Annotated in this window: 1 protein-coding gene and 1 pseudogene; one reads left to right on the forward strand and one right to left on the reverse strand. The window is 65.2% G+C overall.

The features are described 5' to 3' along the window. Positions 1-88: 88 nt before the first annotated feature. Positions 89-367 (reverse strand): HNH endonuclease, encoded by a 279-nt coding sequence (locus tag SPHV1_RS00940; protein ID WP_054944276.1) that lies wholly within the window; start codon positions 365-367, stop codon positions 89-91. A 191-nt stretch (positions 368-558) separates the two neighbouring features. Between SPHV1_RS00940 and SPHV1_RS00945 the strand changes: the two are divergent. Beyond that, positions 559-1,000, forward strand: a pseudogene (locus SPHV1_RS00945) (CpaF family protein); the annotation flags it as partial.

Here is a 1,000-nt window from a genome sequence, read left to right on the forward strand (position 1 = left end):
CGGGCGTCCCCCCCCCCCCGGGCGCGGGGGGGCCGGCGGGCCGGGGGGCCCCCCCTTTTTCGTTGAAGGTGCGTGCTTGCCCTGCCCGTCAGCGCTTGCGGGCGGTAGGCGCGTGAAAGTCGGGTGGCTTGCGCGACACCCACGAGACGAACCTGGCAATCGCGGGCGCTGTGCGAAGTACTTCGCCTTCCTCTCCCAGCCGGGCGAGTTCGGCATTGCTGAAGGTCGCATGGATGGTGCGGTGGCAGATCGGGTGGACCGGCACGGTTTCCCTGCCACCCCGACTCTTGGGCACGGGATGATGCCATTCGACCCGCCGTCCGAGGGGGCGATCACACAGCCAGCAGTGGAGTGGTTCGGGGGTCATTGCCGTCAGTCTAATGCTCCGGCGTTCGTCCTGCCAAGAGCGTGAGTGAACCGGGTTGAAGACCCGGCCGGCCATGCAATCGATTTGTCCATCATTAGGAAGTTATCAAAGTTTCAACCTTAATCTTCGAACCCATCGCAAGGGATTAGGCCCGCAAAAATCACGCGGGCGCTGACAAGGTTGGAAGTCTCATGAGCGCATTCGGGCGGCGGAACGGTATTGGTGGCATGGGCCAGGGGGCCCGTCCTGCCTTCGGCGTAGCCAAGCCCATCAAGGGCGGATCGGCGACGGAAAAAGCCCCTCCTGCTGCACCAGGCGGTGCGCCGCTGCCCGGCGGCGACCAGTTCCCTCCTCTGCCGGGCGCAAGCCCCTCGGTCCCGCCGATGCGCGAGGATGCGATGTCACGGCTCGCCGACCGCGCCAATGCCGTTCATGAGCAAGTGGAGCAGAACGGCTTCGAAGCCTCGATTCACAAGATCAAGGAACAGGTGCTTCCGCGCCTCCTCGAGCGCGTCGATCCCGAGGCGGCGGCCACGCTGACCAAGGACGAGCTTTCGGAAGAATTTCGCCCGATCATCATCGAGGTGCTTGCCGAGCTCAAGATCACCTTCAACCGCCGCGAGGCGGTCGCCC

Origin of the sequence: Novosphingobium sp. KN65.2 (genome assembly GCF_001368935.1) — a bacterium.
GTDB lineage: Bacteria > Pseudomonadota > Alphaproteobacteria > Sphingomonadales > Sphingomonadaceae > Novosphingobium > Novosphingobium mathurense.